The sequence below is a fragment of the Serratia sp. CY52157 genome, from assembly GCF_052168495.1.
GTDB classification, from domain to species: domain Bacteria; phylum Pseudomonadota; class Gammaproteobacteria; order Enterobacterales; family Enterobacteriaceae; genus Serratia; species Serratia ureilytica.
In genome coordinates, this window is sequence record NZ_JBJNMO010000002.1 from 181485 (window position 1) to 205118 (window position 23634).

At 60.5% G+C, this 23634-nt stretch carries 24 protein-coding genes and 1 other RNA gene; 20 read left to right on the forward strand and 5 right to left on the reverse strand.

Features of this window, described 5'->3' with window-relative positions:
• Window positions 1–11: 11 nt before the first annotated feature.
• Together queC and ACJ8IP_RS10600 are read right to left on the reverse strand one after the other, a co-directional pair.
• Window positions 12–710, reverse strand: a complete 699-nt coding sequence (gene queC, locus ACJ8IP_RS10595) for a 7-cyano-7-deazaguanine synthase QueC (RefSeq protein WP_164107020.1) — start codon at window positions 708–710, stop codon at window positions 12–14.
• A 94-nt stretch (window positions 711–804) separates the two neighbouring features.
• On the reverse strand, window positions 805–2541 hold the full coding sequence (locus ACJ8IP_RS10600) for an SgrR family transcriptional regulator (RefSeq protein ID WP_047025762.1): 1737 nt from the start codon (window positions 2539–2541) through the stop codon (window positions 805–807).
• Window positions 2542–2645: 104 nt separating this feature from the next.
• Between ACJ8IP_RS10600 and cof the strand changes: the two genes are divergently transcribed.
• Window positions 2646–3467 (forward strand): HMP-PP phosphatase, encoded by an 822-nt coding sequence (gene cof / locus ACJ8IP_RS10605; RefSeq protein ID WP_094142063.1) that lies wholly within the window; start codon window positions 2646–2648, stop codon window positions 3465–3467.
• A gap of 63 nt (window positions 3468–3530) precedes the next feature.
• Here cof and ACJ8IP_RS10610 read toward each other — a convergent pair whose 3' ends face one another.
• Complete coding sequence (locus ACJ8IP_RS10610) at window positions 3531–4571, reverse strand: PLP-dependent cysteine synthase family protein (protein ID WP_033642080.1); 1041 nt, start codon at window positions 4569–4571, stop codon at window positions 3531–3533.
• Between the two features lie 122 nt (window positions 4572–4693).
• On the opposite strand from ACJ8IP_RS10610, the gene ACJ8IP_RS10615 reads away from it, so the two are divergent.
• The 5 genes from ACJ8IP_RS10615 to amtB all read left to right on the forward strand — a co-directional run bounded on the left by ACJ8IP_RS10615 (window position 4694) and on the right by amtB (window position 10734).
• On the forward strand, window positions 4694–5155 hold the full coding sequence (locus ACJ8IP_RS10615; RefSeq protein ID WP_004940330.1) for an Lrp/AsnC family transcriptional regulator: 462 nt from the start codon (window positions 4694–4696) through the stop codon (window positions 5153–5155).
• A 92-nt stretch (window positions 5156–5247) separates the two neighbouring features.
• Entirely contained in the window at window positions 5248–7023 is a 1776-nt protein-coding gene (gene smdA / locus ACJ8IP_RS10620; RefSeq protein WP_033642081.1) for a multidrug efflux ABC transporter permease/ATP-binding subunit SmdA, read from the forward strand.
• Window positions 7016–8794 (forward strand): multidrug efflux ABC transporter permease/ATP-binding subunit SmdB, encoded by a 1779-nt coding sequence (smdB, locus tag ACJ8IP_RS10625; RefSeq protein ID WP_033642082.1) that lies wholly within the window; start codon window positions 7016–7018, stop codon window positions 8792–8794. The genes smdA and smdB overlap by 8 nt, the downstream gene beginning before the upstream one ends.
• Before the next feature lie 279 nt (window positions 8795–9073).
• Window positions 9074–9412 carry a P-II family nitrogen regulator gene (glnK, locus tag ACJ8IP_RS10630; protein WP_004940327.1) on the forward strand — a complete coding sequence of 113 codons (339 nt, stop codon included), beginning with the start codon at window positions 9074–9076 and terminating at the stop codon, window positions 9410–9412.
• Between the two features lie 35 nt (window positions 9413–9447).
• Window positions 9448–10734 (forward strand): ammonium transporter AmtB, encoded by a 1287-nt coding sequence (amtB, locus tag ACJ8IP_RS10635; RefSeq protein ID WP_042783788.1) that lies wholly within the window; start codon window positions 9448–9450, stop codon window positions 10732–10734.
• Window positions 10735–10824: 90 nt separating this feature from the next.
• On the opposite strand, the gene tesB is transcribed toward amtB, so the two are convergent.
• Complete coding sequence (gene tesB, locus ACJ8IP_RS10640) at window positions 10825–11688, reverse strand: acyl-CoA thioesterase II (protein WP_033642086.1); 864 nt, start codon at window positions 11686–11688, stop codon at window positions 10825–10827.
• 231 nt (window positions 11689–11919) lie between these two features.
• Here tesB and ACJ8IP_RS10645 point away from each other — a divergent pair, with 231 nt between their 5' ends.
• Complete coding sequence (locus tag ACJ8IP_RS10645) at window positions 11920–12426, forward strand: YbaY family lipoprotein (RefSeq protein WP_442524395.1); 507 nt, start codon at window positions 11920–11922, stop codon at window positions 12424–12426.
• 64 nt (window positions 12427–12490) lie between these two features.
• Here ACJ8IP_RS10645 and ACJ8IP_RS10650 read toward each other — a convergent pair whose 3' ends face one another.
• On the reverse strand, window positions 12491–12805 hold the full coding sequence (locus tag ACJ8IP_RS10650; RefSeq protein WP_033642088.1) for an MGMT family protein: 315 nt from the start codon (window positions 12803–12805) through the stop codon (window positions 12491–12493).
• A 156-nt stretch (window positions 12806–12961) separates the two neighbouring features.
• Between ACJ8IP_RS10650 and ffs the strand changes: the two genes are divergently transcribed.
• The 13 genes from ffs to gspK all read left to right on the forward strand — a co-directional run bounded on the left by ffs (window position 12962) and on the right by gspK (window position 23633).
• An RNA gene (gene ffs, locus ACJ8IP_RS10655) (signal recognition particle sRNA small type) lies at window positions 12962–13058 on the forward strand.
• 365 nt (window positions 13059–13423) lie between these two features.
• Window positions 13424–14221, forward strand: coding sequence for a winged helix-turn-helix domain-containing protein (locus ACJ8IP_RS10660; RefSeq protein ID WP_033642089.1), 798 nt, complete (start codon window positions 13424–13426; stop codon window positions 14219–14221).
• Window positions 14206–14700 (forward strand): FidL-like protein, encoded by a 495-nt coding sequence (locus tag ACJ8IP_RS10665; protein ID WP_033642090.1) that lies wholly within the window; start codon window positions 14206–14208, stop codon window positions 14698–14700. The genes ACJ8IP_RS10660 and ACJ8IP_RS10665 overlap by 16 nt, the downstream gene beginning before the upstream one ends.
• A 434-nt stretch (window positions 14701–15134) precedes the next feature.
• Window positions 15135–15578: a winged helix-turn-helix domain-containing protein gene (locus ACJ8IP_RS10670; protein WP_226772955.1), complete on the forward strand. Its 444-nt coding sequence runs from the start codon at window positions 15135–15137 to the stop codon at window positions 15576–15578.
• Between the two features lie 30 nt (window positions 15579–15608).
• The gene (locus ACJ8IP_RS10675; protein ID WP_042783791.1) at window positions 15609–16112 is read left to right on the forward strand and encodes a type II secretion system protein N; all 504 of its coding nucleotides are present in this window, start codon (window positions 15609–15611) and stop codon (window positions 16110–16112) included.
• A gap of 51 nt (window positions 16113–16163) precedes the next feature.
• Complete coding sequence (gene gspD / locus ACJ8IP_RS10680; RefSeq protein WP_164107018.1) at window positions 16164–18128, forward strand: type II secretion system secretin GspD; 1965 nt, start codon at window positions 16164–16166, stop codon at window positions 18126–18128.
• Window positions 18125–19621 (forward strand): type II secretion system ATPase GspE, encoded by a 1497-nt coding sequence (gene gspE, locus ACJ8IP_RS10685; RefSeq protein WP_182074074.1) that lies wholly within the window; start codon window positions 18125–18127, stop codon window positions 19619–19621. The genes gspD and gspE overlap by 4 nt, the downstream gene beginning before the upstream one ends.
• Window positions 19611–20822, forward strand: a complete 1212-nt coding sequence (gene gspF, locus ACJ8IP_RS10690) for a type II secretion system inner membrane protein GspF (protein ID WP_147880923.1) — start codon at window positions 19611–19613, stop codon at window positions 20820–20822. The genes gspE and gspF overlap by 11 nt, the downstream gene beginning before the upstream one ends.
• Before the next feature lie 41 nt (window positions 20823–20863).
• Entirely contained in the window at window positions 20864–21292 is a 429-nt protein-coding gene (gene gspG, locus ACJ8IP_RS10695) for a type II secretion system major pseudopilin GspG (RefSeq protein WP_033644207.1), read from the forward strand.
• Window positions 21293–21297: 5 nt separating this feature from the next.
• On the forward strand, window positions 21298–21864 hold the full coding sequence (locus ACJ8IP_RS10700; RefSeq protein ID WP_233092718.1) for a prepilin-type N-terminal cleavage/methylation domain-containing protein: 567 nt from the start codon (window positions 21298–21300) through the stop codon (window positions 21862–21864).
• The gene (gene gspI, locus ACJ8IP_RS10705; RefSeq protein WP_072022489.1) at window positions 21758–22123 is read left to right on the forward strand and encodes a type II secretion system minor pseudopilin GspI; all 366 of its coding nucleotides are present in this window, start codon (window positions 21758–21760) and stop codon (window positions 22121–22123) included. The genes ACJ8IP_RS10700 and gspI overlap by 107 nt, the downstream gene beginning before the upstream one ends.
• Window positions 22120–22734, forward strand: coding sequence for a type II secretion system minor pseudopilin GspJ (gspJ, locus tag ACJ8IP_RS10710; RefSeq protein WP_089191259.1), 615 nt, complete (start codon window positions 22120–22122; stop codon window positions 22732–22734). Before gspI ends, gspJ begins: the two co-directional genes overlap by 4 nt.
• Window positions 22731–23633, forward strand: coding sequence for a type II secretion system minor pseudopilin GspK (gene gspK, locus ACJ8IP_RS10715; protein WP_198793343.1), 903 nt, complete (start codon window positions 22731–22733; stop codon window positions 23631–23633). Before gspJ ends, gspK begins: the two co-directional genes overlap by 4 nt.
• Window position 23634: the final 1 nt, after the last annotated feature.

Genomic DNA, 23634 nt, shown 5'->3' on the forward strand with positions numbered 1-23634 from the left:
CCGTCGCTGCCTCAGGCCAGACCGGCCTTCTGTTTCAACGCCGCCATCACTTCCGCTTGGTTGGCGCGATATTGCGTCAGGCCATTGGCGCGCAGGTTGCAGGCGGCGCATTCGCCGCAGCCGTCACCCTTGATGCCGTTGTAGCAGGTCAGCGTATCCTGACGCACCCGATCCAGCTGCTGGTAATAGTCAGCCAGCGCCCAGGTTTCGGCCTTGTTCAGCCACATCAACGGCGTTTCGAAGCGGATATCGCGGGCGATGCCCAACACCACCGCCTGGTTCAGCGCTTTGACGAACTCGTCGCGGCAATCCGGGTAGCCGGAGAAGTCGGTTTCACACACGCCGGTGATCACCGCCTCCGCTTCCACCTGGTAGGCGTAGATCGCCGCCAGCGTCAGGAACAGGATGTTGCGGCCCGGCACGAAGGTGCTCGGCAGCGCGTTTTTCTGGTTGGGATCGTAGGCGGGAACCGGAATATTGTCGCGAGTCAGGCTGCTGATGGCCAGCTCATTGAGCAACGTCACGTCCAGCACCTTGTGCGCCTTGGCGCCGAGGGCCACCGACAGCTCCTGAGCCACTTCAATTTCGGCGCGATGGCGCTGGCCGTAATCGAACGTGACGCAGTGAACTTCGTCATACTGTTGCAATGCCTGGATCAAGCAGGTCGTGGAGTCTTGTCCACCGCTGAAAACGACAACCGCGCGCTTCATAAAATCACCTTTTTGGGCTTTGGCCATTCCCGATACACATTCGGGCGGCAGGATAAAAATTGCGTTGCGGCGACAATAGTAGCAGAAAGGGCCGTCAGGCGCAGGGCGGTTCGGCTCCGGTCGGTGCGTCATCCACCGGCGGCGGCAGCCACGCCTGGCAAAAATCGAACCAGCCATGGGCGGTCAGCGTCACGCCATGCATACGCGGCGGCGCGCTGATCTGATACTGGTAGTGGAACAGCGGCGTGATGATGGCGGCGGCCATCAGCTGTTGATAATAGGCCTGCAGCCGTTCGAAGCGCAGTGGCTGCGCCTGCAGCTGTTGGATCTCCCGCAGCGTCTCCTGTTGCTGCTGCCAGCGGCTTGCCGTCAGGATGCCGCGCCACAGCGAATCCTGCCGCAGCCAGCTCTCCAGCGTCGCCTCCGGCGCCTCGCCGATCAGGTTGTCCGCCAGCAGCAGGTCGGCCTGGGCGATCTGCGCCTCGCTTTGCCAGCGTTTGCCGGCGTAGTAACGCACTTCCAGCTCGCAGCCGTGCTGCGCGAGCAGCCGCTGTAGCGCGACCGTCACCGTTTCCAGCTCGACCGGCGGCCGATACAGCAATGTTAGCCGAGCGGGCAGCGGGACATCTTCTTCAATCCGTTGGCTGGGGATGCGCCAGCCGGGCAGCATTTCATGGCTGGGGGTGATCACGCTGTTGGGGATCGGCAGATGGCTGAGCAGGCCGGACTGCTGGATCAGCATCAGCAGCTTTTGCCCCTGGGCTTCGCTCAGCACGCCGTGGCGCAGGTTCAGCGCCAGATAACACCAGCCCAGGCTCATGCTGCGCTGCACCGGCCGGGCCTGCGCCAAATCGTCTTGCTGACCGATGGTGATGCGCACCGGATGCCGGCAGCTGGCGTCGGCGCCGGTGATGGGCAGATCGGGCGTGATCCAGTATTCGATGGTGTCCAGATACGGATGCTGCAGATGGTAACCGGCATGCTGTTCCAGCCTCACCAACTGCGGTTCATTCAACGCCAGTTTAAATGGGCCGGCGCCGATGGCCGGCAGTTCGGGGTGCGTCATCAGACAAGGCAGCTCCGCCAGCCGGTGTGCCAGCCAATAGTCCGGCAGGTGCAGGTCGAACTGAATGCACAGCGGATGAGGCAGGCTGACGTTCGCGACGCTGCTCAGGCTGGGTTGGCTGCGTGGATGGCCCAGCAGTTTTTCCAGCGTTTGCAGCAGTTGCTGGCCGGTCAACGGTTCGCCGTTGTGCCAGCGCAGCTGGCTACGCAAAAAGAACCGCCAGCGCAGGCCGCCATCGCTTATCTGCCAGTGGTGCGCCAGATCGGGCTGCGGCTCCGGGTTACCGGTCATCAGGCGCGTCAGCCCGGCGTGCAGGGTCGACACCAGATGTTGCTCGGCGCGGCCGGTCAGCGTGAGCGGATCGAGCGCCTCCAGCGTACGGTAATAGGGAATGCGCAGCGTCGGGCTGCCGGCTTGCCATTGCCCGCCGAGGTGCGGGCTGAGCAGATCCTGCAGGTGTTGCGGATCGAGCTGCGCCATCTCCAGCGCCCCCTGATGATTGCCCTGTTGCAACAGCTGCTGCAACAGCTGCGCGCGCAGCTCATCCGGTGTTTTCAGGCAGTGCAGGCTGGCGCGTTTGCCGCGGCCGGGCTGAGAATGCCAGCTCAGCCAGCCCTGATCCTGCAGCTGCTGCACCAGCGTGCGGGCATGGCGTTCGCTGCAGTAGAACATTGCCGCCAGCTCGCCGATGGTCACGGCGACCGGCGCGTTGCCGAGCTGTTGATACAGGCGTTGATATTGGCTGAGACGGTGAACCAGGCGCATGAGCAGAAATCCGGAACAGTTTTCCCAAATTGTTCACTATTACTTCCGCAAATACCATCCCATACTGCACTGATTGTAATCGCGTTCACATTCATGAGGTCTTTATGTATCGCCTGGCGGCTTTCGATATGGACGGCACGCTGTTGATGCCGGATCACCGGGTTGGCCCGGAAACGCTGGCGGTGCTGAACCAGCTGGTGGAGCGGGAGATGGTGGTGACGTTCGCCACCGGGCGGCACTACCTTGATGCGCAGCCGATCATGGCGCAGCTGGGGCTGCAGGGCTATCTGATCACCGGCAACGGCACGCGGGTGTATGACAACCGTGGCCAACAGCTGCACGCCACCGATCTGCCGGCGGAGATCGCCGAAGAGGTGCTGCATCATCATTGGCGCACCCGCGCCAGCATGCACGTGTTCCGCGACGAAGGTTGGCTGACCGAGTTCCCCGCGCCGGAAGAGATGCTGCAGGCGCACCACCTGAGCGGCTTTCGTTTCCAACTGGCTGACGTGCGCCGCTTACCGGCGTTCGGCAACAGCAAGGTGTGCTTTGTCGCACCGCATGAGGCGTTGCTGGAATTGCAGGTGCAGCTGCGGGCGCAGCTGGGCGGCGAGGCCGATCTGTGTTTCTCCGCTTACGATTGCCTGGAGGTGCTGCCGCTCGGTTGCAACAAGGGCGCGGCGCTGGACCGGCTGAGCCGTCACCTGGGATTGACGATGGCCGACTGCATGGCGTTCGGCGATGCGATGAACGACAAAGAGATGCTGGGCGCGGTGGGACACGGCGTGGTGATGGGGAACGCCCTGCCGCAGCTGAAATCCCTGCTGCCGCAGCTGCCGGTTATCGGCCACTGCCAACAACAGGCGGTGGCTCATTATTTACAACATTGGCTGCGTTCACCTTGCCTCACCTATTCCCCCGAATAATGAGGTTCTCCTTACAGCCGGCCGGGTATGACTACCCGGCTTTTTTTTACGTTGCGCCCGGCGTTACAAATCCGCCAGCTGCGCCAGATACGGTTGCAGATCGCCAATGTTGTTGCTGACCCACTCCGGGTTGTAATAGGTATCGAGGTAGCGCTCGCCGCTGTCGCACAGCAGGGTGACGATCGCCCCTTGCTCGCCGTTTTCCCGCATCTGCTTCGCCAATTGCAGCGCGCCCCAGACGTTGGTACCGGTGGAGGCACCGACCTTGCGGCCGAGCACGGCCTCCAGCCAGTGAATGGTGGCGACGCTGGCGGCGTCCGGCACCCGCAACATGTTATCGACCACCGAAGGGATGAACGACGGCTCGGCGCGTGGGCGGCCGATGCCTTCGATACGGCTGCCGCAGCTGCCGATCAGGGTGCGATCACCGTGGTGGAAGCAGTCATAGAACACCGAGTTTTCCGGATCGACCACCGTCAACCGGGTGTCGTGCCCCTGATAACGGATATAGCGCCCCAGCGTGGCGGAGGTGCCGCCGGTGCCGGCGCTCATCACGATGTGTTTCGGCACCGGGAAGGGTTCGCGCGCCATCTGGCGGAAGATGCTGTCGGCGATATTGTTGTTGCCGCGCCAGTCAGTGGCGCGCTCGGCGTAGGTGAACTGATCCATATAGTGGCCGTTCAGCTCTTTCGCCAGCTGTTCGGAAGCGGCGTAGATCTGGGCGGCGTGATCGACGAAGTGACAGCGGCCGCCGTAAAAGGCGATCTGTTCTACCTTGCGGCGTGCGGTGCAGGACGGCATCACCGCGATGAACGGCAGACCGATCAGCCGCGCGAAGTAGGCTTCGGACACCGCCGTGCTGCCGGAAGAGGCCTCGATGATGGTGGTGTTCTCGGTGATCCAGCCGTTGCACAGGCCGTAAAGGAACAGCGAGCGCGCCAGGCGGTGTTTCAGGCTGCCGGTCGGGTGGGTGCTCTCATCTTTCAGGTACAGGCAGATGCCGGGAAACGCCGGCAGGTTCAGGCGAATCAGGTGCGTATCGGCGGAGCGTTGAAAATCCGCTTCTATTTCACCGATAGCATATTTTACCCAAGAGTTTGTCATGATTTGGCCTCAGAATAGGGGGCTGATTTATGGCGTAGCATAGCCTGTCGGCAGGAAAAAAGGATTGCCATTTTCCCTGTTTAATCGCCTAATGGGAGAAAATTTTTCTCCAGGTGGCCGCCATGTTAGATAAAACAGACCGTAAGCTGCTGTGCATGCTGCAGCAAGATTGCACCCAGTCGCTGCAGGCGCTGGCCGATGCGGTTAATTTGACCTCTACGCCGTGCTGGAAGCGCCTGAAGCGTCTGGAAGACGAAGGCTATATCCGCGGCCGGGTGGCCTTGTTGGATAACGAAAAGCTTGGCCTGGGGCTGACGGCGTTCGTACTGATCAAGACCCAACAGCACAGCAGCGAGTGGTATCAGGCGTTTGTGCAGCTGACCAGCCAGATGCCCGAGGTGCTGGCGTTCTACCGTATGGCGGGAGAGTACGACTACCTGATGCAGGTCGAAGTGGCGGACATGAAAAGTTACGACGGTTTTTACAAGCGCCTGGTGAACGGCGTGCCGGGCCTTATCGACGTCACCTCGAGCTTTGCCATGGAAAAAATCAAATACACCACCGCGCTGCCGGTGCCGGAGTGAAAAGTTCACCGGACGGGCGGCTCAACGGTGGTATCCTGCTCCGTTGAAGCGGAAAAAGAGACAAACCTCATAAAACCCTGGAATCAAACTGCGTGAGATTATTTGCACAAATCGGCTGGTACTTCCGCCGGGAGTGGCGCCGCTACCTGGGCGCGGTGGTATTGCTGATCGTCATCGCCATCCTGCAACTGCTGCCGCCTAAACTGGTCGGCATCATCGTGGACGGCGTCACCGAAAAACAGATGTCCACCGGCGTGCTGTTGGCCTGGCTCGGGCTGATGATCGGCACCGCGATCGTCGTTTACCTGCTGCGCTATGTGTGGCGGGTGCTGCTGTTCGGCGCTTCCTACCAGCTGGCGGTCGAGCTGCGCGAAAACTTTTACCGTCAGCTCAGTCGGCAGAACCCGGCGTTCTACCTGCGCCACCGCACCGGCGATCTGATGGCGCGCGCCACCAACGACGTGGATCGCGTGGTGTTCGCCGCCGGTGAAGGCGTGCTGACGCTGGTGGATTCGCTGGTGATGGGGTTGGTGGTGCTGGTGGTGATGAGCACCCAAATCAGCTGGCAGCTGACGGTGTTGGCGTTAATCCCGATGCCGCTGATGGCGATCGCCATCAAATATTACGGCGATCAGCTGCACCAGCGCTTTAAATCGGCGCAGGCGGCGTTTTCCAGCCTCAACGATCAGGCGCAGGAAAGCATGACCAGCATCCGCATGATCAAGGCCTTCGGGCTGGAAGATCACCAATCCAACCGCTTCGCCGACGTCGCGGCGCAGACCGGCGCCAAGAACATGCACGTGGCGCGGGTGGATGCGCGCTTCGATCCGACCATTTATATCGCCATCGGCGCTTCTAACCTGCTGGCCATCGGCGGCGGCAGCTGGATGGTGGTGAACGGTTCGCTGACGCTCGGGCAACTGACCAGCTTTGTGATGTACCTCGGCCTGATGATCTGGCCGATGCTGGCGCTGGCCTGGATGTTCAACATCGTCGAGCGCGGCAGCGCGGCCTACAGCCGTATCCGCAGCCTGCTCGACGAGGCGCCGGCGGTGCAGGACGGCCCGCAGGCGTTGCCGGCCGGGCGCGGCGTGCTGGAGGTGGATATCCGCGCGTTCCACTACCCGGAAAACCCGCACCCGGCGCTGCATGACGTGGCGCTGACGTTGAAGCCGGGGCAGATGCTGGGGCTGTGCGGGCCGACCGGGGCCGGTAAGTCGACATTACTGTCGCTGATCCAGCGGCAGTTCGACGTCGACCAAGGACAGATCCGCTATCACGGCCTGCCGCTTCCGCAGGTCAGGCTCGACGACTGGCGTTCGCGGCTGTCGGTGGTGAGCCAGACGCCGTTCCTGTTCTCCGATACCGTGGCGAACAACATCGCGCTGGGCCAGCCGGGGGCGACGCAGGCGCAGATTGAACAGGCGGCGCGGCTGGCCAGCGTCCATGAGGACATTCTGCGGCTGCCGCAGGGCTATGACACCGAAGTGGGCGAACGCGGCGTGATGCTGTCGGGCGGCCAGAAACAGCGCATCTCCATCGCGCGCGCGTTGCTGCTGGATGCGGAGATCCTGATCCTCGACGATGCGTTGTCGGCGGTGGACGGCCGTACCGAGCACCAGATCCTGCACAACCTGCGCAGCTGGGGGCAAGATCGCACGGTGATCATCAGCGCGCACCGGCTGTCGGCATTGACCGAAGCCAGCGAAATCCTGGTGATGCAGCACGGCGGCGTGGCGCAGCGCGGCGATCCGGCGGCGCTGGCGGCGCAGCCGGGCTGGTATCGCGATATGTACCGTTATCAGCAGCTGGAAGCGGCGCTGGACGAAGCACCGGAAAACGGCGAGGAGGCGTTGGCCGATGAATAAAGTGCAAAAGCTGTGGCCGACGCTGAAGCGGCTGCTGGCCTACGGCTCGCCGTACCGCAAACCGCTGGGGGTGGCGGTGCTGATGCTGTGGGTGGCGGCGGCGGCGGAAGTCGCCGGGCCGATCCTGGTCAGCTATTTTATCGATAATTACGTCGCCAAAGGGCAACTGCCGCTGATGATTGTCGGCGGGCTGGCGGCGGCCTACATTCTGCTGGAGCTGCTGGCGGCGGCGCTGCACTACTTCCAGGCGCTGCTGTTCAACCAGGCGGCGGTAGGCGTGGTGCAGCGGCTGCGTACCGACGTGATGGACGCCGCGTTGCGCCAGCCGCTCAGCGCCTTCGACACGCAACCGGTCGGGCAATTGATCTCGCGCGTCACCAACGACACCGAAGTGATCAAGGATCTGTACGTGATGGTGGTCTCCACGGTGCTGAAAAGCGCCGCGCTGATCGGCGCTATGCTGGTGGCGATGTTCAGCCTCGACTGGCGCATGGCGTTAGTGGCTATCTGCATCTTCCCGGCGGTGTTCGTGGTGATGGGCATCTATCAATATTACAGCACGCCGATTGTGCGCCGGGTGCGCAGTTATCTGGCGGACATCAACGACGGTTTCAACGAAGTGATCAATGGCATGGGCGTGATCCAGCAATTCCGCCAGCAGGTGCGCTTCGGCGAGCGCATGAGCGCCGCCAGCCAGTCGCACTATCTTGCGCGCATGCAGACCCTACGGCTCGACGGGTTTCTGCTGCGGCCGCTGCTCAGTCTGTTTTCGGCGCTGGTGCTGTGCGGCCTGTTGATGCTGTTCGGCTTCAGCGGCGAAGGCGTGATTGGCGTCGGCGTGCTCTATGCCTTCATCAACTACCTGGGGCGTTTGAACGAACCGCTGATCGAGTTGACGTCACAACAGTCGATCCTGCAGCAGGCGGTGGTGGCCGGCGAACGTATTTTCGAACTGATGGATCGCAGCCAGCAAAGCTACGGCGCAGACGATCGTCCGTTGGCCGGCGGCAGCATCGACATCACCGATCTGAGCTTCGCCTACCGTGCGGATAAAAAGGTGCTGCAGCATATTTCGCTGGCGGTGCCCTCACGCGGCTTCGTGGCGCTGGTTGGCCACACCGGCAGCGGCAAGAGCACGCTGGCTAACCTGCTGATGGGCTATTACCCGGTCAGCGAAGGGGAAGTGCGTCTCGACGGCCGTCCGCTCTCCAGCCTGTCGCACCGCACGCTGCGCCAGGGCGTGGCGATGGTGCAACAGGATCCGGTGGTGATCGCCGATTCGGTGCTGGCCAACGTGACGCTGGGGCGCAACATCGATGAAGAAGCCGTCTGGCGGGCGCTGGAAACGGTGCAGCTGGCGAGTCTGGTGCGCGGCTTCCCGCAGGGTATCCATACCCGGCTGGGGGAGCAGGGCAATAACCTGTCGGTCGGGCAGAAACAGCTGCTGGCGATGGCGCGGGTATTGGTGCAGGCGCCGCAGATCCTGATCCTCGACGAGGCGACCGCCAACATCGACTCGGGCACCGAGCAGGCTATCCAGCGGGCGCTGCGCGTGATCCGCGAGCACACCACGCTGGTGGTGATCGCTCACCGCCTCTCGACGATCGTCGATGCCGATTCCATTCTGGTGCTGCATCGCGGCCAGGCGGTGGAGCAGGGCAACCATCAACAGCTGCTGGCGCAGCAGGGGCGCTACTACCAGATGTATCAGCTGCAGCTGGCGGGCGAGCAGTTGGCGGAAGCGGTGCGCGACGAGAGCCAACCCGCCTGATCCCACGGGCCGCGATCGCGGCCCTTATTTTTCCCCAACGCACCACAAGCAGGCAACTCCGCCAGGCTACGCCCCCTTTCTGCACTTTTTCGACGCGACGCGCACCAAATCAGTGCGCATTATTTAACCCATTCAAGGTATCGGTACTGCACCGCGCCGCGGCGGCGCCCGCGTGCCCGCTAATCCGCTGAATCGCCATGCAAAATAAAATTTGGCACAGCCCTTGCTACATATGAGGCGTACCGGGGTGAGTTTGGGCTTAATTCGTGGAGAGGCAATATGAAGCTGGTGACCGTGGTAATCAAACCGTTCAAGCTGGAGGACGTGCGCGAGGCCTTGTCCTCCGTGGGCATTCAGGGGTTGACCGTAACCGAAGTGAAGGGCTTTGGCCGCCAGAAAGGGCACGCCGAGCTGTATCGCGGCGCCGAATATAACGTCAATTTCCTGCCCAAGGTCAAAATCGATATCGCCATCGCCGACGATCAGTTGGATGAAGTGGTTGATGTCATTAGCAAAGCCGCCTACACCGGCAAAATCGGCGACGGCAAAATTTTCGTTGCCGAATTGCAACGCGTGATCCGTATTCGCACCGGCGAAACCGACGAATCGGCACTGTAACCGCGAACTCAGTTAAGTGATGGGGATGATTGATAATGAAAAGACTGTTATCCATGTTGGGCCTGAGTTCGGTAACCCTGGTTCCTTCTTTGGCCCTGGCCGCCCCGGCGGTCGCCGATAAGGCCGACAACGCCTTTATGATGATCTGCACCGCGTTGGTGCTGTTCATGACGCTGCCCGGCATCGCGCTGTTTTACGGCGGCCTGCTGCGCGGCAAAAATGTGCTGTCGATGCTGACGCAGGTTACCGTCACCTTCGCGCTGGTCTGCGTGCTGTGGGTGCTGTATGGCTACAGCCTGGCGTTCAGCGAAGGCAATGCGGTGTTCGGCGGATTCCAGACGGCGATGCTGAAAGGCATCGGCATCGACAGCGTCACCGGCAGCATCAGCCAGATGATCCATGTCGCTTTCCAGGCCTCCTTCGCCTGCATTACCGTGGCGCTGGTGGTAGGGGGCTTCGCCGAACGCATTCGCTTCTCGGCGGTGCTGATCTTCGCGATCGTGTGGTTCACCCTGTCTTACCTGCCGATCGCGCACATGGTGTGGGGCGGTGGCTATCTGGCCACCGACGGTGCGCTGGACTTCGCCGGCGGCACCGTGGTGCACATCAACGCCGCCAGCGCCGGGCTGATCGGCGCCTATCTGCTCGGCAAACGCGCCGGCTTCGGTAAAGAGGCGTTCAAACCGCATAACCTGCCGATGGTGTTTACCGGCGCGTCCATCTTGTATATCGGCTGGTTCGGCTTTAACGCCGGTTCCGCCAGCGCGGCTAACGGCATCGCGGCCTTGGCATTCCTGAACACTGTGGTGGCTACTGCGGGCGCCATTCTGTCCTGGACCTTCGCCGAGTGGGTGCTGCGCGGTAAGCCTTCGCTGTTGGGCGCCTGCTCCGGCATGATCGCCGGGCTGGTTGCCGTTACGCCGGCGGCGGGCACCGTGGGCGTGGGCGGCGCGTTGATCATCGGCCTGGTGGGCGGCGTCGCCGGCCTGTGGGGCGTAGTGACGTTGAAAAAATGGCTGAAAGTGGACGACACCTGCGACGTGTTCGGCGTGCACGGCGTGTGCGGCATCGTCGGCTGTCTGCTGACCGGCGTGTTCACCGCTTCTTCCCTCGGCGGCACCGGCTATGCCGAAGGGGTGACGATGGGGCATCAGGTGTGGATCCAACTGCTGAGCGTCGTGATTACGCTGGTGTGGTCAAGCGTCGCTGCCTTTATCGCCTTCAAGATCGCGGGCGCGATGGTGGGGCTGAGAGTGCCGGAAGAGCAGGAGCGCGAAGGGTTGGACGTCAACAGCCACGGCGAGAGCGCCTACAACCAGTAAGACTCGAAGCAGGGCAGTGCGCTAAATACGAAAATAATGATGAAGCAAAAAGGGGCGATGGAAACATCGCCCCTTTCTTTATGCCGTAAATCAGGCGTCGCGTTGGCGAATCACCCCTTCCTGTACGGTGGTGGCGACCAGCACGCCGTCGCGGGTGTAGATCTGGCCGCGCACAAAGCCGCGTGCGCCGGAGGCGGAGGAGCTTTCCACCGCGTACAGCAGCCAATCATCCATGCGGAACGGGCGGTGGAACCACATCGAATGGTCGATGGTGGCCACCTGCATGCCCGGCTCGAGGAAGCCGACGCCGTGCGGCTGCAGCGCCGTCGGCAGGAAGTTAAAGTCCGATGCGTAGCCCAGCAGATATTGGTGGATGCGCGCATCGTCCGGCATGCTGCCGTTGGCGCGGAACCACACGTAGCGATGCGGTTCTTCCACGCTGCCCTTCAACGGGTTGTGGAATTTCACCGGGCGCATTTCGATCGGTTTCTGACCGATAAATTTTTCGCGTACTTTGGTCGGCAGCATCGGCGCCAGCTTCTGAGCAATCTCTGATTCGGACAGCAGCCCTTCCGGCGGCGGGACGTCCGGCATCTGGTTCTGGTGCTCGAAACCTTCTTCCGGGCTCTGGAAGGAGGCGGTCATATAGAAGATAGGTTTGCCGTGCTGGATGGCGCTGACGCGGCGGGCGCTGAAGCTGTTGCCGTCGCGCAGGGTTTCCACGTCGTAGACGATCGGCTTGCTGCTGTCGCCCGGGCGCAGGAAGTAGCTGTGGAACGAGTGCACGCTGCGCTCGTCCGGCACCGTCTGTTTGGCGGCGTACAGCGCCTGGCCGACCACTTGCCCGCCGAACACCTGGCGCAGCCCCAGATCTTCGCTTTGGCCGCGGAACAGCCCTTCTTCGATTTTCTCCAGATCCAACAGATCGAGGAGGTTTTGCAATGCCTGGCTCATAAAATTGTTACCTTTCTAATAATCATTTTGCGCAGTGTGCGGAATATCACGGCGCGGCGTCAATATGTTGCGTTAAAGGGCCGATGAGAATGCTCTTAATAGTGAGCGCATTGGGCTGGCTAAGTGATTAATAGGCGGGGCAAAGTGGATTTATCAGTGTTTTGTGCTAAGTTTAATGAGTGAGGTGGTGAAAGCCACCAACGTGTTGATAATAAAAAAGGAGACCGATCCATGAAACTCTGGCAAATCGTAGGCGGTGCCGCAGCACTGACGATCACGCTGGCAGGATGCGCGCAAAAGAGTGCTGATGTGCCTACACCGGCGGCCGGCAACCCGGCGGCCGGCAACCCGGCGGCTGCGCAAACGCAGATTCAGGGGCCGGCGGTGACAGGTTCGGTTAATATACGTCAGCGCATTGCGCTGCCGCCGGACGCCGTACTGACTGTCACCCTCTCTGATGCCTCGCTGGCGGATGCGCCGTCCAAAGTGATTGCACAGCGCGCGATACGTACCGAAGGGCAACAAGCGCCGTTCAACTTTACGCTGCCGTACAACCCGTCTGATATCCAACCGAATGCGCGCATCATTCTGAGCGCGGCGGTGACGGTCAACGGGCGACTGATGTTCATTACCGACACGATCCAGGAAGTGGTTAACCGCAACGGCACCCGCGCCGATCTGCTGCTGGTTCCGGTGCAGGGCGTGCCGATGCAGGCTGCGCCAAGCGCGATGCAGTAATTCTGCTGCGGTACGGCAAGACCCAATCAACAGCCTTTGCGCTTCGGCCAAAGGCTGTTTTGTTTTACCAGCGCCAGCCGTAGCGATCGAAATCGACCGTGCTGTGCGGGCCGAAAATAATTCCCTCCGCCAGCAATGCCTGCCGTTGCCGTTGAAAATCCTCCCCCTGTTGCGAGATTTGCCCGTGCCGGTTGATTACGCGGTGCCACGGCAGCGTGCTGCCTTCCGGCAAACGCCGCAGCACGCCGCCGACCTGACGCGCGGCGCGCGGCGAACCGGCCAGACGGGCGACTTCACCGTAGGTGGTGACTTTGCCGTACGGAATAGCGGCCACGATATGGAATACCCGCTGGCTGAAAGAGGCGTCTTCTGGTTGCATGTTGCAGTTCCTGCGCGAGTCAAAACCCAGGCGGAGAGTGTGCCACAATGCAGGTGGGCAAGAAAACAGCGGTTGGCCCCGGTTGGCTTGCTATTTGATGGGGCATCGCCGATAATGCCCACCGCTTCGGAGTACAGAAGCCGTCAATGGGGGCCCTGTTGGTTCTCCCGCAACACTAACTTGTGAACTCGGTCAGGTCCGGAAGGAAGCAGCCGCAGCAGGTGACGTGTGTGCCGGGATGTAGCTGGCAGGGTCCCCACCCATTTGCGTCCCGCAAAACGCTCTTCCCCGTTATTCATCAAGTCGATACGCTGAACAGGCGTTACTTTCACGTCGCGATCGCGAAGCGTGTCCTCTGCACCGTTTTAGCCTTTATCCCCCTGATAGAAATGTATTGTTGCCAACAGATCCGATGACGGCGAAAAAATAACGCGTATACCGCCATTTGTGGGACAAATAAGGATGGAGAGATGGGGAAAATTCTTAAAGTTGCGCACCTGTTGGGATGACGTTAGTATTGTTTTTTCTCTGTGCGAAAAAACTATCCGCGCTTAGCGGCGGTCGTCGAACTGGCTCAATAAGTTTAAATAATAACCCGTGTGCGCTGTCAGGCTAAACATGATTTATATCATTGATAAAGATATTACATTTAATACTGAAAACGGTTCATTGAAAAGTTTAAAGAAGGGGCGGGAAGTTTTCTTATCCAGCGTCAATGCCAGAGTATTCAAATGCTTGCTTGAACACGGCCATGAGACGGTGAGCCGCGAGACGCTGTTGCAGCAGGTTTGGACCGATCACGGCTTGAGCGCCTCTTCCGCGACGTTAAATCAATATATCAGCCTGACCCGACGCGCATTGACGTCTGTCGGTTTCAACGAGCGCCTCATCGTTACCCTATCCAAAAAGGGGTATAGACTTAATCGAATAATACCTGTCGACCGACTGCGGATTGATTTACCCGAGCCCCCTCAGCTTGCCGATGCCGCGGTGACGTTGGCGTCACCTGCCGCAACGACAAAAAACACCCATCACTATTTTTTTATTCTGCTGCGCAGTTTATCGATCGTCGTACCCTTATCTTTTCTGGCGCTGTGCTTCATCTATTACAAGCACCATCGCGACAGTGAAAAGAAGCAGGTATTGTCCTACGTCGGCACGGTGAACGGTTGCCCGATCTACTATGCCGGCCATTTTTTGGCGAATCACCAGGACGGCTACTTGCAGTTTCTGGTCAGGAAAGATTTGTATGGCCGGCATTGCCGATCCGGCGAGGTCGTCATTACCAAGGTTAACCGTTCTCAAAATGCCAATGAAGACAGCGGACGCCAGTTTATCGCCAAATGCACGAAGGACAGTGCGGCTGTTTTGCATAACTGTGAGAGCGAGTACATTCGGGCATGGAAAAAAAGTTAAATATTCTGTCAGCCACGCTGGTCGGCCTGTGCGTGTTGACCGGCAGCGTGATGTATTCCCTGATACGCAGCCATCATGACTTCAGTGATTTTTCCTGTGAAGCGAACGCCACGTTCAATTATTTCAATTCACTGGACGCGCAGGCGGCCCATAACGACATTCAGCTGTCGCTGAAAATAAACTACATCTTTTTGTCCGGCGATAAGGGCGTGATGGTCCTGTCGGGGTTAGCCAACGACGGTGAAAAGAAATACTTCGTCAATCGGCGGGTTAACTTCAGCTATGTTTCGCAGGGGAGTTTTTATCGATTTCAGTACGGCGAGGTCAACTATTCGCCGCGTGATACCTTACCGGAAGAGATTTATACCTACTTTTTCAGCAATGAGTCGACGTTTTATCATATTCGCAGCATTGATAAAAACACGTTGATGTTTAGCAATGCCTATTCGCCGATGTTCTTATGCAATATTGAATCCTGACGTTTACTTTATTGCCCCTCCGATAAAGATGTATTTTATTTGCCGTTTATAGCGTTCCGCCGTCTTTTTAGCGCACAACTAATAACATGAGTTATTATCGGTCATTGTCTATTTTTCGCATCACTAATCGAATTTAATGGCGGTTCACTTATTTTATAAATTCTTCTATCACTATGTTTTTAAATGACTTAATGGCTTTAAGTTTGTGTTGTTTTGTTAGATTAATTTTATATTGTTTATTTTAAATAAATAAGTTGCATGAATATTTTTAACATGATTAATTGAGCCAGCTCTTAACACGGCGAATCACTTATTTGCGTTGAAAATGCATCTGCCGCATGCGTGCAAAGGTAATGGCACAGGGAGCCTTTGGACTTCATTAAACTGATAGGCGAGAGATGGACATACATAGCATTGCCCTGAACGAGACTCTGTTGGAAAATGAGTTGGTGATCTTAAACAACAATGAAAAGACGCTGTTATTTAAAAAAGAGAATGTGCTCATCGAAATGACCGAATTGCAGCGGCGTTTCATGCTGTGCCTGTTGAGTGGCATCTATAAGAAAAATGACATTATACGCGCAGTCTGGTTCTGCAACCATGAGACCATCAGCGACAATAACTATTATCAAATGATATTCCAATGCCGCGCTTTGCTCTCCCGCCACGGTATTCCGGGCGAGGTGATCAAAACCATTCCCCGATTTGGCGTGATGCTGAGTTTCCAGGCCTGCGAACGCGCGAATACGCGGGAGCAATGCTTGGCACCGGCGGCTAATAAACAGCGGCGAACGTGGCTGGATGCCGTGAATTATAAAGTGGCGCTGGCCATCACGCTGCTGTTTTCCGTGGCGATGGTGTTGGGCATTTCCGCTTAGCGTTGGCGCCGTTGAATAACCGGGGGGCCAGTGAGCAAGCGGTTAATAGACTTTTTTATTCTACTTTTCTTCCTGGCTAATTTGACGTTCATGCTTTCTCAGGTGTGGCGAATGATAACCGTGAATAACGAACCCGTTGAGCCGCACCTTGAAAGTGGGCGTGAGCAAGTGCGCCATGGCGTCTTTCCCCAGGAAGATGACATCGAGAAAATTAACGACGCACACTGGTTTGGCCGCTATCAGGCGGCGAAAAGCGGCGAAAAGGCGCGCGGGTATAAGGTCGGCGAGTGGGCGATCGGCGCCGAGCTGCTGGCTAACGCGCCGGAGGCCGCGGCGCTCGGCAAGATAACCGGTCTGCTGTTCAGTGATAACGCCGAAAAAAGCCTGGTTATCGTGGAACATGGCGGTAAGCAAACCGGGTATGGCGTTGGCGATCGGCTGGTCGGCAGCAATGCCGTTATCGTGCGGATATTAAAAAACAAAATACTGCTCGATGAAAACGGTTATTACGCCGCGCTGACGTTTAAAGAGTAGCCGGCGCGCCGCTTCGGCGTAGGGTGTTTTACAGCATAAGGCAACACTGTGATGACGCATTTTATTTTTCGTTCCCGCGCAGGCTGGAGCGCCGGTTTATGGCGCGCGTTAGCGGCGGTGGCCGTCATGATTGCCCTGGGGGGCCTGGCGCGTGCGGAGCAATTCTCCGCCAATTTCAAAGGCACGGACATTCAGGAATTTATCAATACGGTCAGTAAAAACCTGAGCAAGACCATCATTATCGATCCGGCGGTGAAAGGTAAGGTTACGGTGCGCAGCTACGAACAGCTCGACGAGAAGCAATATTACCAGTTCTTTCTCAATGTGCTGGACGTCTACGGCTATACGGTCATCGGCATGCCCAACAATGTCCTGAAGGTGATCGCCGCCAAAGAGGGAAAAAGAGCCGCGCTGTCGCAAAGCGGCGGCGAGGCGATCGCCGAAGGGGATGAAGTGGTGATGCGCGTGGTGCCGCTGCGCAATATCGCGGCCAAAGACGTTTCGCCGATCTTGCGCCAGCTTAACGACAGCATCGGCGTGGGCAGCGTGGCGCATTACGAGCAGGGCAATGCGCTGTTGATCACCGGCCGAGCCGGGGTGGTCAACGGCCTGCTCGACCTTGTCAGGGAGATGGATCAGGACGACGGCAATCAGGTCGAGACCTTCGCGCTGAAGCATGCGGCGGCGCCGGAGATCGCGCGGATGGTGAACGAACTGTTTCGCGAAGAGGGCAAACGACGTATGGCCGGGGCAGGCTCGCTGCGGCTGGTGGCGGATGAGCGCACCAACAGCGTGATGATCGCCGGGGACGATCGGGCCCGCGAACACGCCAAAGAACTGATTGAGCAGTTGGATAACAAGAGTGTCATCCAAGGCAATACCCAGGTCATTCCGCTCAAATACGCCAAGGCGCAGAGCCTGGTCGAGGTGCTGACCGGCGTGAGCGCGGGCCTGCAAAACGAGAAAGAGAGCGCCGCCGCCAACGTGGCGCTGTTGAAAAATGTGGTGATCAAGGCCGATGAGCAGACCAATGCGCTAATCATCACCGCCGCGCCGGACGTGATGCGCGATCTGGAGGCGGTGGTCGCCAAGCTGGATGTACGGCGCGCGCAGGTGCTGGTCGAAGCGGTGATCGTCGAAGTGCAGGATGGGCAGGGGCTGAACATCGGCGTGCAGTGGGCCAACAAATACGGCGGCGGCACGCAGTTCGCCGGCCAGGCGCCCGGCATCTCGGCGGGGTTCGAAAACGGCATGAGCGATGTGTTCGGCAAGGCCAACGGCCTGATGACCGGTTTCTACAGCGGCAACTGGGGCGTATTACTGTCCGCCATCGCCAGCAACAACCAAAACAATATCCTGGCTACGCCGAGCATCGTTACGCTCGATAACGCCGAGGCGGAGTTCAGCGTCGGGCAGGATGTACCGATCCTCACCGGTTCGCAAACCACCAACAGCGATAACGTCTTCAATACCGTGTCGCGCAAAACGGTGGGCATCAAGCTCAAGGTCAAACCGCAGATCAATCAGGGCCAGTCCGTGCTGATGCAGATCGAGCAGGAGGTCTCCAGCGTTGCCGACAGCGCCGGCGCCACGCCGGATTCGTTGGGGGCGACCTTCAATATCCGCACGGTCAACAACACGGTACTGGTGGACAGCGGTGAGACCGTGGTGGTGGGCGGGCTGCTGGACAAGTCCAACTCGGAGCTGGAGAGCAGCGTGCCGATCCTGGGCAAGATCCCGCTGGTGGGGGCGCTGTTTCGCTCGAACGCCATCAAAGCGAGCAAGCGTAATTTGATGCTGTTTATCCGCCCGACCATCATTCGCAGCACCGAGGGGTATGCCCGGCAGAGCCAACGCAAGTTAGGCAAGTTCGACGCCGAGCAGCAGGACGATCGTGAGCTGAATAACGCACTGCGCAGCGAGATCGCCGGCGATAAGAAGGCGGTCGACAATCGGGCGTTCCTCGCCACCGTCGCGCGTATCGAGGCGTTTTATTCGCGCGGAGCGCGCCCGTGAAGCCCCGTTCTACGGGGGCGCGGCTGCCTTTTGGCTGGGCGCGGCAGCATGGCGTGCTGGCCGTCGACGGCCAGAGCGGCATCCAACTGTATTGTCATCCCGAGACCCGCCACGCCGCATTGATGGAGGCGTACCGCTGCCTGCCCGGTGAGCCGACGCTGGCCCGGCTGGACACGGAGGCCTTTGAACAACGGCTGGTGGCGCACTATCAGCGGGAAAGCGGCCAGGCGCAGAAAATGATCGACGATCTGGGCGGCGAACTGGATTTCTATGCGTTGGCGGAAGAGCTGCCGCAGCAGCAAGACCTGTTGGATGAACAGGACGATGCGCCGATTATCCGCCTGATTAACGCCTTGCTGAGTGAGGCGATCAAAGAGCGCGCCTCCGATATTCACATCGAAACCTACGAGAGCGAGCTGGTGATCCGTTTTCGCATCGACGGCGCGCTGCGCCGCATTCTGGCGCCACAGCGCAAGCTGGCGGCGCTGCTGGTGTCGCGCATCAAGGTCATGTCGAAGCTGGATATCGCCGAGAAGCGCGTGCCGCAGGATGGGCGCATGGCGCTGAAGGTTGGCGGGCGGGCGATCGACGTGCGGGTGTCGGTGATGCCGGCCAGCCACGGCGAGCGCGTGGTCATGCGCCTGTTGGATAAACAGGGCGTGCGGCTCGAACTGCCCAGCCTGGGCATGGCGGCGGCGCACCAACAGGCGTTGCTGCGCCTGATCCGCCAGCCGCACGGCATTATTCTGGTCACCGGCCCGACCGGTTCGGGCAAGAGCACCACGCTTTATACCTTGCTGAACCAGATCAATGACGAACAGCGCAACATCATGACGATCGAAGATCCCGTCGAGTATGAACTGGCCGGCATCGCGCAGACGCAGGTGAACCCCAAGGTGGACATGACCTTCGCGCGCGGGCTGCGCGCGCTGCTGCGTCAGGATCCCGATGTGGTGTTGATCGGCGAGATCCGCGACGGTGAAACGGCGCAGATCGCGGTGCAGGCCTCATTGACCGGGCATCTGGTGCTGTCGACCCTGCATACTAACACGGCGATCGGCGCCGTGACCCGGCTGCGGGACATGGGCGTTGAACCGTTTTTGCTTTCCAGCTCGCTGAGCGGCGTGTTGGCGCAGCGCCTGGTGCGCCGGCTTTGCCCGCACTGTCGCGAGCCTTATGCGCTGCCTGACGCGCAGCGGCGCCAACTGGGGCTGGCGTCGACGCGGGCACTGACCTGCTGGCGCCCGATAGGATGCGAGGCCTGCGGCGGGCAGGGCTATCGCGGCCGAATCGGTTTGCATGAACTGTTGGTGCTGGATGAACCGATGCGCAGGGCAATCCACCGTAGCGACGGTGAGCTGGACATCGCCAGGCTGGCCGGGGAGCGCTATCAGCCGCTGCGCCAGGATGGGATCGCCAAAATGTGCGCCGGAGAGACCAGCCTGGAAGAAGTGTTGCGGGTGACGCGCGAAGGGGATGGCGATGAAGTTTGATTATCGCGCCTGCGATCGTGAGGGGCGCGCCCGGCGTGGCGTGTTGGAGGCGGATTCTCTGCGCCAGGCCCGCGATCGGCTGCGTGAGAAGGGGTGGCAGGTGCTGGCGGTGCAGGCGCGCAGGCGATCCGCTCTTGCCGGCCTGCTCGCCGGCCGTTGGATGGGCGGCGTGAGCAGCGGCGATCTGGCGCTGCTCACCCGGCAACTGGCGACGCTGCTGTCTGCCGCGCTGCCGCTGGAAGAGGCGCTGATGGCGGTGGCGCGGCAAACGGAGAAAAAAGGCCTGCAGGCGGCGTTGACTCAGGTGAGGCAGCGCATTCTGGAGGGTTTCCCGCTGGCGCAGGCGCTGGGGCAGTATCCGCAGATTTTTGACCGTCTCTATTGCGCCATGGTGGCGGCCGGTGAGATTGCCGGCCATCTGGGGCCGGTGCTGGAACGGCTGGCTGACTATGTCGAACAGCGCCAGCACATGAAGAACAAGATCGTGCAGGCGTTGGTGTACCCGATGGTGCTGACGGCGGTGGCGATTGGCGTGGTGGCTATCTTGCTGACGGCAGTGGTGCCGAAGGTGATCGAACAGTTTGTGCATATGAAGCAGACCTTGCCGCTGTCGACCCGGATGCTGCTCGGCGCCAGCGACGGATTGCGCCAATGGGGGGCGGCGGTGTTGATGGCGGCGCTGGCGGGCCTTGGCGCTTTCCGTTATCGCCTGCGGGATCCGGCGCGGCGCGCACGCTGGCATGCGTTCATCCTGCGGCTGCCGGTGGTCGGCAAACTGTCGCTGGCGGTGAATACCGCGCGCTACGCCAAAACGCTGAGCATTTTGAACGCCAGCGCCGTGCCGTTGCTGGAGGCGATGCGCATCAGCGCCGGCGTGTTGGGTAACGAGGCTGCCCGTGAGAGCCTGCTGGCGGCGATGGAGCGGGTGCGAGAGGGGGAAGGATTGTCGCCGTCGCTTGAAGGCACCGCGCTGTTCTCGCCGATGATGCGACACATGATCATGTCCGGCGAGCGCAGCGGCGAACTGGACATGATGCTCGAACGGGCGGCGGCGATGCAGCAGGAGGCCTTCAGCCGGCAAATCACGCTGGCGCTGGGGCTGTTTGAGCCTTTATTGGTGATCGCGATGGCCGGTTCGGTGCTGTTTATCATTCTGGCCATCCTGCAGCCGATATTGCAGCTCAATAATATGGTCGGCTAATCATGCCATTAATGGAGAGTAAAGTGAGTCATATCAGCAATATGCGCAGGTCCCGGCAGCGTGGGTTCACGCTGCTGGAAATCATGGTGGTGATCGTCATTCTGGGGCTGTTGGCCAGCCTGACCATCCCAAGCCTGATGGGTAACAAGGAGAAGGCCGATCGGCAAAAGGCCGCCAGCGATATCGTCGCGCTGGAGAACGCGCTGGATATGTACAAGCTGGATAACGGCCGTTATCCCAGCGCGGAGCAGGGGCTGGCGGCGCTGGTGACCCGGCCGACGCTGGCGCCGATCCCAAGGAATTATCCCGAAGACGGTTATATCCGCCGCTTGCCGCAAGACCCCTGGGGACAAGCGTACCGTCTGCGCAACCCGGGGCGCCATGGCAAGCTGGATGTGTTCACGCTGGGACCGGACGGTGTCGCCGATACCGATGATGACATCGGTAACTGGGTGGCCGACGCGCCATGAGGCGCATGCGCGGTTTTACGCTGCTGGAGACCATGTTGGTATTGCTGCTGCTGGGGGTGACCAGCGGCCTGGTGATGCTGAGTTTTCCAGCGGATGAGAAGCCGTTGGCGCAGCAGGGAGAGCGATTGAGCCATTGGCTGAATGCCCTCGCCGAGCGGGCCGAGCGCGAAGGGGTGAGGTATGGCGTGGCGTTCGATGACGGCGGTTGGCGCAGCGTCGCCGAAGCGGGGCGGGAGAGCCGGGAGCAGTACGCTCTGCCGGACGGCGTCGCGCTGCGGCTGAGCGTTGAAGGGCAAACCGTCGCGCTCGCCGCAGAGGCGGCGCTGCCACAGGTGTGGCTGTATCCGGGGGGCGAAACCACGGCGTTCAGCGTGGAGCTATCCCAGGGCAAGTGTCTGTGGCGATTGCAGGCGCCCGGTTACTTTGTATTTGAAACGACGGACATTCGTTGCGATGACGCGGAAAATGAGACGCCAGCAGGGCATGACGCTGCTGGAAGTGATGGTGGCCATGATGATCTTCGCCATCGGCTGTCTGGCGCTGATCAACAGCACCGGCGGCCAGGTGCGTAGCCTGAGCGCGATCGAAGCCAAGACCGTGGCGCTGTGGGTGGCGGACAACCAGCTGACGCTGCTGCAGCTCGAGCCCCGCCCACCGACGCTCGCCTGGCATTCGGGCACCACGGTAATGGCCGGTGAAACCTGGCACTGGCGCTATCGCGGGCGGGAGACCAGCGACGCCGGGATGCGGGCGATCGCGATTGAAGTCAGGCGCGACCCGCAGGATCGCAATGCGCTGGTGGAGATGCTCACCTACAGGGCGTTGTTGTGAAGCGCGCTTTGCAACGGGGTTTTACGCTGGTGGAAATGCTGTTGGCCATCGCCCTGTTCGCCATGCTGTCGCTCACCGCATTGACGGTCTTCAGAGGCGTGCTGAAAAACGACGAAATCACCCAGCGCAAATCGACGCAGTTGACCCAGCTGCAACGGGCGCTGGCGATCGTCGAGCGCGATTTGACGCAGGCGCAGGCGCGCGCGCCGACCGGCGATAAACGCTGGCCGGCGGCGCCGGAGTTTGCGGTGCTGCAGACGGCGGGAGAGGAAGGCGGCGATTTTCAGCTGTTGCTGATCCGAAACGGCTGGCCGAACCCCCAGGCCCGATTGCCGCGCGCCACGCAGGAGCGGGTGGCGTATCGCTACCGGCAGGGGCGGCTCGAACGCCTCAGTTACCCGAATTTGAGCAGCCCGCAGGCGGCGGTGCGCAGCGTGCTGCTGCTGTCTGAGGTGACGCGGTTCCAATTGCGTTTTTACCGGCAGGGCGAATGGTTGACGGCCTGGCGCGCCGGCGGGCTGCTGCCGCAGGCGGTGGAGATCGCCATCGACACCCCCGCGCTGGGGGAAGTCCGGCGCATCGTCACGTTGCCTGCCGCGAGGCCATTATGAATAAACAACGCGGTATGGCGCTGTTGATGGTGTTGCTGATGATGTCGCTGATGGCGATCGTGGCGGTCAATATCAACGATAACTGGCAGCGTTCGCTGGCGCGCACCCAGTCTCAGCAGGATCGGTTGCGGGCGAAATGGTTGCTGCTGGGCGGCGAGAGCTACGCCCGGCAGCGGCTGCAGCAGGCGGGAGAGCAGCGGAAGGCGTGGGGGGCATCAGGGGTGACCTTCAGCATGCGCACCGAAGAGGGGGAAGTGGCGATACGTCTGCGCCGCGTTGACGCCTGTTTCAACCTCAACGCCCTGATCCGCGCCGCCGGCCCGGCGGATGTCGGCGATAGCGAGGGGGGCCCCCCCAATAAGGAGAGGCGAATATTCATGCTGCTATTGAACAATCAGGGGATCGCCGCTGCCCAGGCGGGCGCGATTGCCGATGCGATCGTCGCCAGAGCCTATGGCGAAGGGTATCTGATGGGGGATGTCAGCGAGCTGCGGGAGCTGGCCGGCATCGACCGCGAGCTTTATCTGCGTCTGGCGCCGCTGCTTTGTGCGGCGCCGGATGCCGAGCTGCGCCTCAATCCGGACGCCGTGAACGACGCTCAGCTGCCGCTGCTGCGGGCGATGTTGATGAACGCGCTGAGCGATGAGCGGCTGCGGGCGCTGCTGGCGGCCCGTCCGCCGCAGGGCTGGCAGACGCTGGCGTTTTTGTCGCAGGAAAAAGCGCTGCAGGCGCTGGGCGAGGATGGCCTTGGCGAGCGACTTATTTTCGACGATAACCGCTGGATTGCGCAGCTGCAGCTTAGGCTGAACGACGGACGCTATCGGCTGGTCAGCGCGTTGCAGCCGGGCCCGTCAGGCATCACGGTCAGCGGACGTCGGTTCGACAGAGGGGAAGGGTAAA

Coding starts and splice junctions, on each gene's coding strand:
- ACJ8IP_RS10615 (WP_004940330.1), top strand. CDS start 4,694: ATGTTAGATAAAACAGACCGTAAGCTGCTGTGCATGCTGCAGCAAGAT.
- tesB (WP_033642086.1), bottom strand. CDS start 11,688: ATGAGCCAGGCATTGCAAAACCTCCTCGATCTGTTGGATCTGGAGAAA.
- glnK (WP_004940327.1), top strand. CDS start 9,074: ATGAAGCTGGTGACCGTGGTAATCAAACCGTTCAAGCTGGAGGACGTG.
- cof (WP_094142063.1), top strand. CDS start 2,646: ATGTATCGCCTGGCGGCTTTCGATATGGACGGCACGCTGTTGATGCCG.
- gspK (WP_198793343.1), top strand. CDS start 22,731: ATGAATAAACAACGCGGTATGGCGCTGTTGATGGTGTTGCTGATGATG.
- ACJ8IP_RS10610 (WP_033642080.1), bottom strand. CDS start 4,571: ATGACAAACTCTTGGGTAAAATATGCTATCGGTGAAATAGAAGCGGAT.
- gspD (WP_164107018.1), top strand. CDS start 16,164: ATGACGCATTTTATTTTTCGTTCCCGCGCAGGCTGGAGCGCCGGTTTA.
- ACJ8IP_RS10600 (WP_047025762.1), bottom strand. CDS start 2,541: ATGCGCCTGGTTCACCGTCTCAGCCAATATCAACGCCTGTATCAACAG.
- amtB (WP_042783788.1), top strand. CDS start 9,448: ATGAAAAGACTGTTATCCATGTTGGGCCTGAGTTCGGTAACCCTGGTT.
- ACJ8IP_RS10665 (WP_033642090.1), top strand. CDS start 14,206: ATGGAAAAAAAGTTAAATATTCTGTCAGCCACGCTGGTCGGCCTGTGC.
- smdB (WP_033642082.1), top strand. CDS start 7,016: ATGAATAAAGTGCAAAAGCTGTGGCCGACGCTGAAGCGGCTGCTGGCC.
- gspI (WP_072022489.1), top strand. CDS start 21,758: ATGAGACGCCAGCAGGGCATGACGCTGCTGGAAGTGATGGTGGCCATG.
- queC (WP_164107020.1), bottom strand. CDS start 710: ATGAAGCGCGCGGTTGTCGTTTTCAGCGGTGGACAAGACTCCACGACC.
- ACJ8IP_RS10645 (WP_442524395.1), top strand. CDS start 11,920: ATGAAACTCTGGCAAATCGTAGGCGGTGCCGCAGCACTGACGATCACG.
- ACJ8IP_RS10700 (WP_233092718.1), top strand. CDS start 21,298: ATGCGCGGTTTTACGCTGCTGGAGACCATGTTGGTATTGCTGCTGCTG.
- ACJ8IP_RS10650 (WP_033642088.1), bottom strand. CDS start 12,805: ATGCAACCAGAAGACGCCTCTTTCAGCCAGCGGGTATTCCATATCGTG.
- gspG (WP_033644207.1), top strand. CDS start 20,864: ATGCGCAGGTCCCGGCAGCGTGGGTTCACGCTGCTGGAAATCATGGTG.
- gspF (WP_147880923.1), top strand. CDS start 19,611: ATGAAGTTTGATTATCGCGCCTGCGATCGTGAGGGGCGCGCCCGGCGT.
- ACJ8IP_RS10660 (WP_033642089.1), top strand. CDS start 13,424: ATGATTTATATCATTGATAAAGATATTACATTTAATACTGAAAACGGT.